Below are 6,935 nucleotides of genomic sequence, written 5' to 3' on the forward strand. Positions count from 1 at the left end.
TGGTTGCTTAGGTAGAGTGGGTAGAGCCGGATCAATCTGATCCCAGTGCACGGGCATTGGTTTTGTACGAGAAAGCATAACAGCCCCCTTGAATTGTAAATTTGAGGCGACCCAGCCAGCCGCGAGTTACTGGCAATCTGGTAAGCTGGAACGGGGTTTCTTTCGGCGCTTGGACTAATGTTTTCGCGAGCTAGACATGCTGACAGGCGAGCATTGGTATCCTTGCCATTTCAGCTGATGAACAACCTGATCACGTAAGCGACAGTCGCTAGGCACAAGACGCTGCCGAGCCAAATCGCACCGAACCAGAAAACTTGCTTTAGTAGTGTCAATGGTAGCTCTCCTCTGGATCGATCTTCCCGCGGAAAACCCAGTACGTGTAGGCGGTGTAAGTCAGGATCACAGGCAGCAGAATGACGGCTCCGACCAGAGCGAAAGCCAAACTGCTGTCCGGCGCTGCGGCTTCAGCAATCGTGAGGCTTGGGGGTAGCATATATGGATAGAAGCTGATCCCAATGCCGATGAAGCAGACGACGAACAAGGCAATGGCGCAGAAGAAGGGTTGATAGTCTCGCTGTTCCCTCAGGCCGCGATCAAGCATCCATGCAATGACAGCAACGATAGCCGGCACTAGTACAGAGAAAACAATACCGGGCCACGAAAACCATCTGATCAGATAGATGGGGTCTTGGAATGGGGTCAAAAGACTGACCAGACCGATCAACGCAACCGTCATCAGCATCAGCAAGCGGGCATAAGAACGCATCTGGCGCTGTATCTCGCCCGTGGTTTTCATATTGAGCCAGGTTGCTCCCAGCAAAGCGTACCCGATCACCAAGGCCACACCCGTCAGGACAGAGAACGGCGTCAGCCAATCCCATTGTCCGCCTGCGTAGAGCCGATCTTCGACCGGGATACCCTGGACCAGCGCGCCAAGCGTGACGCCTTGGCAGAAGGTAGCCACGGTTGAACCACCGTAAAACGCGACATCCCAAAGCCAGCGCCCGCGCACGGTTCGCCAGCGGTATTCGAAGGCAACACCGCGGAAGACAAGCGCAAGAAGCATCACGATAACGGGCAAATAGATAGCTGGCATCACCACGGAATAAGCCAGCGGGAAAACAGCAAACAAACCTCCGCCTCCCATGACCAGCCAGGTCTCATTCCCGTCCCATACAGGCGTGACCGAGTTCATCATGACATCACGATCTTTGTCGGTTTTCGCGAATGGAAAGAGGATTCCAATTCCAAGATCGAAACCGTCAAGGATCACATAAGTCAAAACGGCAAAGGCAATGATACCTGCCCAGATTGTCGAGAGTTCAAGCATTACGCTGCCTCCGCCAAAGTAGAGATTTCAAGGGGTTTGTGACTTTGCTGGAAACCTTCGACAGGTGGTTTCCCCATGAGGCGCAGCATGTAGAACGTGCCCGCTCCGAACACGGCGAAATACACTACGATGAAGGCTACCAAAGACGCGGCAACAGTAGGTGCATCCACTTGTGACAGTGAGTCAGATGTCCGCATCAGCCCGTACACCGTGTACGGCTGGCGCCCCACTTCGGTGGTGATCCAACCGGCCAGTACCGCCACAAACCCGCTGGGCGCCAACAGGACGGAGGTCCGGTGCAACCAGCGATCGTCGTTGAGGCGGCCGCGAACCCGCTGAACAAGAGACCACAAGCCGATACCCAGCATGGCAAAGCCGATGGCGAGCATGATGCGGAAGCTGTAGAATACGATCGCGACCGGAGGCTCTTCGTCGTCGGGGATAGTGTCCAGCCCGTCAAGCGGCGCATTGGGATCATGTTTCAGGATCAGCGAAGATAGTTTCGGGATTTCGATGGCATAGTCCACGCGCTTTTCATCCTCGTTCGGAATGCCGAAAAGGATCAGCGGTGCACCTCCGGGATGGCTGTCGAAGTGACCTTCCATTGCCATCACTTTCTGCGGCTGATGCTCCAGCGTGTTCAAACCATGAAGGTCGCCGGCAACGATCTGCACAGGGGTGACCAGAACGGCCATCCACATCGCCATTGAGAACATTCGGGTGACCTCAGCCGTGCGATTGCGTCGCAGCAAGTGCCAGGCCGCAACCCCGGCCACCACAAAAGCAGTGGTGAGATATGCGGCAAGGACCATATGTGTCAGGCGGTAGGTGAAGGATGGGTTGAAGACTATCGACCACCAGTCGACGGGAATGAACTGCCCCAGCTCGTTGATGTCGAACCCGGCCGGCGTCTGCATCCAGGAATTGACCGACAGGATCCACGTGGCCGATATCAGCGTACCTAGTGCGACCATCGCCGTCGCCGCCATGTGCAAGCCGGGACCGACGCGTTCGCGACCAAAGAGCATGATGCCGAGGAACCCAGCCTCAAGAAAGAAGGCGGTCATGACCTCGTAGGCCATCAAGGGACCAATCACAGGGCCCGCGGTGTCTGAGAATAGGCTCCAGTTCGTGCCGAACTGGTAAGACATCACGATGCCGGACACGACGCCCATGGCAAAGCCTACGGCGAAGATCTTTTTCCAGTAGTTGAAGAGTTTGAGGTAGACCCTGTCCTTGCGCCATAGCCAGAGGCCATTGAGAACGGCCAAGAAGCTTGCCAAGCCAATGGAAAAGGCCGGGAAGATAATGTGAAACGACACAGTAAAGGCAAACTGGATGCGTGCCAGGGTCTCTGCGTCGAAGTTTGCGAATAGGTTCATTGCCGTTTCCTTTGGCATTGGGTTGCAAAGTGCGGCAGTGAACAGAAGTACCTCGGCTGCCGGCTCGTCGATGTCATTCAGGTGAGCCAGATTTGGGTTGTTGCCGGTTACAGTTCGTTTGGGTTCTGGACGGTTGTTTTTGGGTTTTGGACAAAACCGGGGGCGAGATTGGCGACTGAAGTTCGGAACCGCTGCTTCCGCAAACGTGCGACGTTTGGGGGTCCAAAACAAAGTTGCCACCCGGCTCGTTTCCCGAGCCGAATGGCAACCTATCAGAAACTGTGCGAGTTCTGTGCGGGATGGTCAGTCAAACTGCGTCTGGATGCTAACAGCGCATGCTGACCGGTCGGGTTTGTTCGGCTGTGTTTCTCCTATTTCTGTTTCGCTGACGGCCGAGGTTTAGTCGTTCCAGTCTTTGTGTTCTTCTTTGAAGTCGTCGCGACGCTCTTGAGCTTCGTCCTGCGCATCTTCAAAATTGTCCTTCTGAATCGCACCGCCTACGGCTCCGACTGCGGCACCAGCGGCCGCGCCACCTACGATGCTTTCGCCTGCGATACCGGCGACAGTGGCGCCGACAACTGCGCCTTTGATCGCTTTGTCGGTTACGTAGTCAGCATGAGCGGTAGCAGCCATGGTGATCAGAAGTGCACCTGAGATCGGGGCGATAAAGAGTTTTTTCGAGGTCTTCATAGGGTTCATCCTTGTTCTGGGTCAGCAACCACCGCGGCTGCTGTGTGCCATTGAACTAGGTGACCCCATGGCCCCTTTCTTTTGGAGACGGGACAAGGTTTTGTGCATCTTGGACATCTTTCGACGCCCGGTGCTTATTCCACTAGCGGCCAGCTTTGCGGAACCTAGCGGGCGTTTCACCTGTCCATCGCTTGAAGGCCACTGAAAAGGCGGCCTGATCCGCAAATCCAAGCATGAAAGCAACGCGGGCAACACCTTCTCCACTCCGAAGCATCCGTTTTGACAGATCGCACAACACCCCTTCTAAGAGCGCTTTAAAGCTTGTTCCCTCGGCTGACAGGTGCCGGGTCATAGTGCGCCGCGTCAGTCCAAGCTCTCCGGCTATATCGTCGCCATTTGGTATCGGTCCGGGAAGACGCTCCCCGAGCATGTCCACAATGCGGTCGGACAGACTGCGGACGGCATCAGGCTGAGCCTTCAGTTGCTCTTCCCCGTGCCTACGTAAATGCCCCAACAAAGTGGGATCTGCCGTTGGTATCCGAAAACTCATGCCGTTTGGGGGCAGAGCCAAGGCGTATCCGGACTTGAAGCCTACGACTTCACATCGCGCCAAATCCGCCAGCTGCCTACAGTGCTCGGCATCGTCCGTTTCCAACTCGATAGAGATCGGGGCAAGCCCGCCAGAGGTGATTTGTTGCACTCGCTTATAAAGACCGAAAATCAGCATTTCACGGTGGCGAGGGTATTGATGCGCCGGGATAACACTGCTTTCCAGAGTAATCTTTGGCTCATCAGGTGCACCCACGACGTCCAACCGCAGGTCAGGGTCTTGCATTGCATAAAAGCGCTGCGTAAGCGCCAGCGCGTCTTCCACCGTTTCGGCTGCCCGCACGATGTAAGCCAGAAGCGTTCCAGGACCTTGCGCCGATAGCCCCACGCGCGCGGCGAAGGTTTTGTCTTCCAGAACCCGACACGCAGTTTCAACGGTGCCTGCTTCATGCAGCAGCTCGACAGTGGCGTCGGGACTGTCAATGATATCAGAGGGTGCCCCCGCCATTTCCAGGACATCAGGAAACGGAACCCGCGCACCGGGCTCTTGCGAATAACGCAGCCCGACATTTTGCAGTCTGTAAGCGCTGATGCGTGGCACTTTCGCGTCCTCCCCTGAATGGCACGCAACTCCCTGCAGTCACAGCAATTGTCCAGAAGACAATAACAAATGTCCAGAACCCTCAGGATCGCAGGCGCGATGACGGTTAGGTCCGGGTCATCAGAAAGGAAACGACCATGATCTACTTCGCAAGGTACTACCGCGTTCTTAAGGCAATCCAAAACTCCGCCAAACAGGAGTGGTCCGGTGGGAACATCCACGGTCTGCACACTTCGGCGCGTGGCGAAAAAACACCGAACGGACGTCGCTGGGATCCCCCCTACGTCCCGCAGAAACAGCCCTCAGAACCTTCACAAAAATCGACCGAGAACTGACGTCCGCCAGACACCTGAAATTTTCACACGCAGCGTGGCTGCGCAACAAAAGGACCTGAAACATGAAACCACCCGCGTTCCTGATGGCGCCCATAGTTGGCGTCATTTCAACTCCGGCCTTTGCCGCTGGCGGCGACCCCCGATGGTGGGTCGCGCCCAATCAAACCGACACCTATGCATGGGTAGGCTTGGTCGTTCTCGCCCTTGCGATCCTGCTGGTCGTACATCTGTATGCGCGCTTTGAACGCTATACCGAACACAAATCAATCGGCACTCCGCTGCGTACAACTATTCCGACGATGCTTACAGTAGCTTTGGCGTATGAGCTGATGCCTGCACTCAGCCATTTCAGCAACCTGCTACCGGGCGCGCTAATCCTGACCGCAATCGCTCGCGACTTCATGTTGTGGTGGCGTCCATCGAAAGAGGAGATGGTAAAATGATTGAGCTTCTCGTCACATCTTTTCCGTTTGTCCTGCGCGTGATCTATCTGAAATGGCGCGGGCTACCGGTCACTCTGTACAACGTTCACCGAGCGCTGTTCATGTGGTTCGTCCTGGCACTGATCGTGTTCTTTGCCGTGTTCTACTACTACCCAAAATCCTACACAGGTCTTGTGCCATTCAGAACTGTTCCAGTCGTTGCCGAGAACGGTGGAACAGTAACAGATATCTACGTAAAGGGCGGTGATCGTGTAGAACCGGGCGATCCGCTGTTTGCAGTCGAGAATGCGTCGGAACAAGCTGCAGTAGATTTTGCAACCCGTAAAGTTGAGGAGATAGAAAGCGCGAAACTGGCAGCTGAATTGCAGGTCCAAACTGCTCAGGCCGTGGTGGATGCCGCAGTTACCGCCAGAGAACAGGCTGAGCTGGTGCTGATGGATCACGAGGCACTTCAAGCAAAGGGCTCTGCAGCATTTCAAGTGAGCCAGTTGGAACGCGCCCAAGCTACCTTGAGCACTCGGGAAGCAGAGGTTGAGGCTGCGGAAACGCAACTTGGTGTGGCACAAGTTCAGGCAATGGCTGTTCTGCCCGCCCAACTTGCATCGGCACGTGCATCGTTGCAGCAGGCTAGTGTGGAGCTCTCAAAGACCCTGACGCTTAGCTCTGTCGATGGTGTAGTTGAACAAGTCACCCTGAACGTCGGATCGCGCGCAGCGCAAGCCGCAATGAGCCCCGCCATGCTGATTGTACCGGATCGGAAAGATGCAGAGAAAGGACGTATCGTCGCTGGCTTCTCGCAGGTTTCTCGCACTGAATTGTACGAAGGTATGGCCGCAGAGGTGGCTTGTGAAAGCAACTTCAACATCTCGATGCGCAATACCGTTCTTCCTGCAAGGATTGTACGTATTCAGGAGCAGATTTCTTCCGGTCAGCTAGCGCCTAGCGGTCGCCTGATTGAGCCCAGTGAAAAGGCGAAACGGGGTCAGATCGTTGTGCATCTCGATCTGGTGCACCCAGAGCACCGCGAACTTTTGGTGCCAGGTAGCGGTTGCATCGTTCAATCCTACACCACCAGTTTTGAAGGCGAAATGGAAGGAACACTTGTCGCCCACGGGATCCAGGCTATGGGTATCATCAAGGCAGTCGGTCTACGGGTTAAAGCTTGGTTCGGTCTGACTTCGGGTATCGGCTTGATCGGAAGTGGTCACGCCTGATCTTCCAACTCCATCCATTTTCAACAAGTGGGGCTCCCAACAAATGTTGGGAGCCATTTCGAAAGTTTTCAGACAGATCGCATGTCAAATAACGGCGATTTATATGACGGCTTTCTGTTACACGGCGAACGATTTGATTGCCCGCTCAGGCAGTCTTATGCAAGAAAACGGCAACCACATACAGTAGCCCGGAATGTCCGTTTCGTCCGCAACCCGGTCATAGCCGTGTTTTCTGCAAGTGTCTGCTCTGGGTCAAAAGCAGCCGTTGACGCTGTGACCTGTTTATAGGTCCAGAGCCAAGAACGATCCGTTCGCCCTATTTCTGAGGACCCCTACAGGAAGTCCGGTCTTCCCAACCCAATGCATCCAGAGCGTCAGGCAACCCGCCTGA

Annotated in this window: 7 protein-coding genes; 2 read left to right on the plus strand and 5 right to left on the minus strand. The window is 55.2% G+C overall.

The genetic code is table 11. The annotated features are described in order from the left end of the window. Positions 1–230: 230 nt before the first annotated feature. The 5 genes from GS636_RS22975 to GS636_RS22300 all read right to left on the minus strand — a co-directional run bounded on the left by GS636_RS22975 (position 231) and on the right by GS636_RS22300 (position 4,552). On the minus strand, positions 231–332 hold the full coding sequence (locus GS636_RS22975) for a DUF2474 family protein (RefSeq protein ID WP_171672839.1): 102 nt from the start codon (positions 330–332) through the stop codon (positions 231–233). Next, a complete protein-coding gene (gene cydB, locus GS636_RS22285) occupies positions 329–1,330 on the minus strand; it encodes a cytochrome d ubiquinol oxidase subunit II (RefSeq protein WP_171672842.1) in 1,002 nt (333 codons plus the stop codon). Before cydB ends, GS636_RS22975 begins: the two co-directional genes overlap by 4 nt. Continuing rightward, on the minus strand, positions 1,330–2,712 hold the full coding sequence (locus GS636_RS22290; RefSeq protein ID WP_171672845.1) for a cytochrome ubiquinol oxidase subunit I: 1,383 nt from the start codon (positions 2,710–2,712) through the stop codon (positions 1,330–1,332). The genes cydB and GS636_RS22290 overlap by 1 nt, the downstream gene beginning before the upstream one ends. Before the next feature lie 399 nt (positions 2,713–3,111). After that, on the minus strand, positions 3,112–3,402 hold the full coding sequence (locus GS636_RS22295) for a glycine zipper domain-containing protein (RefSeq protein ID WP_171672847.1): 291 nt from the start codon (positions 3,400–3,402) through the stop codon (positions 3,112–3,114). A gap of 142 nt (positions 3,403–3,544) precedes the next feature. Then, complete coding sequence (locus GS636_RS22300; protein ID WP_171672850.1) at positions 3,545–4,552, minus strand: AraC family transcriptional regulator; 1,008 nt, start codon at positions 4,550–4,552, stop codon at positions 3,545–3,547. 397 nt (positions 4,553–4,949) lie between these two features. On the opposite strand from GS636_RS22300, the gene GS636_RS22305 reads away from it, so the two are divergent. Next, positions 4,950–5,330 carry a hypothetical protein gene (locus tag GS636_RS22305; RefSeq protein WP_171672825.1) on the plus strand — a complete coding sequence of 127 codons (381 nt, stop codon included), beginning with the start codon at positions 4,950–4,952 and terminating at the stop codon, positions 5,328–5,330. After that, positions 5,327–6,544 carry an HlyD family secretion protein gene (locus GS636_RS22310; RefSeq protein ID WP_171672852.1) on the plus strand — a complete coding sequence of 406 codons (1,218 nt, stop codon included), beginning with the start codon at positions 5,327–5,329 and terminating at the stop codon, positions 6,542–6,544. Before GS636_RS22305 ends, GS636_RS22310 begins: the two co-directional genes overlap by 4 nt. Positions 6,545–6,935: the final 391 nt, after the last annotated feature.

Source organism: Ruegeria sp. HKCCD4884 (genome assembly GCF_013110855.1).
In the GTDB taxonomy this organism is placed as follows: Bacteria; Pseudomonadota; Alphaproteobacteria; order Rhodobacterales; family Rhodobacteraceae; genus Ruegeria.

Bases quoted from the DNA above. Each gene is read 5' to 3' on its own strand.
- cydB (WP_171672842.1), bottom strand. From the start codon at position 1,330: ATGCTTGAACTCTCGACAATCTGGGCAGGTATCATTGCCTTTGCCGTT.
- GS636_RS22310 (WP_171672852.1), top strand. From the start codon at position 5,327: ATGATTGAGCTTCTCGTCACATCTTTTCCGTTTGTCCTGCGCGTGATC.
- GS636_RS22290 (WP_171672845.1), bottom strand. From the start codon at position 2,712: ATGAACCTATTCGCAAACTTCGACGCAGAGACCCTGGCACGCATCCAG.
- GS636_RS22305 (WP_171672825.1), top strand. From the start codon at position 4,950: ATGAAACCACCCGCGTTCCTGATGGCGCCCATAGTTGGCGTCATTTCA.
- GS636_RS22295 (WP_171672847.1), bottom strand. From the start codon at position 3,402: ATGAAGACCTCGAAAAAACTCTTTATCGCCCCGATCTCAGGTGCACTT.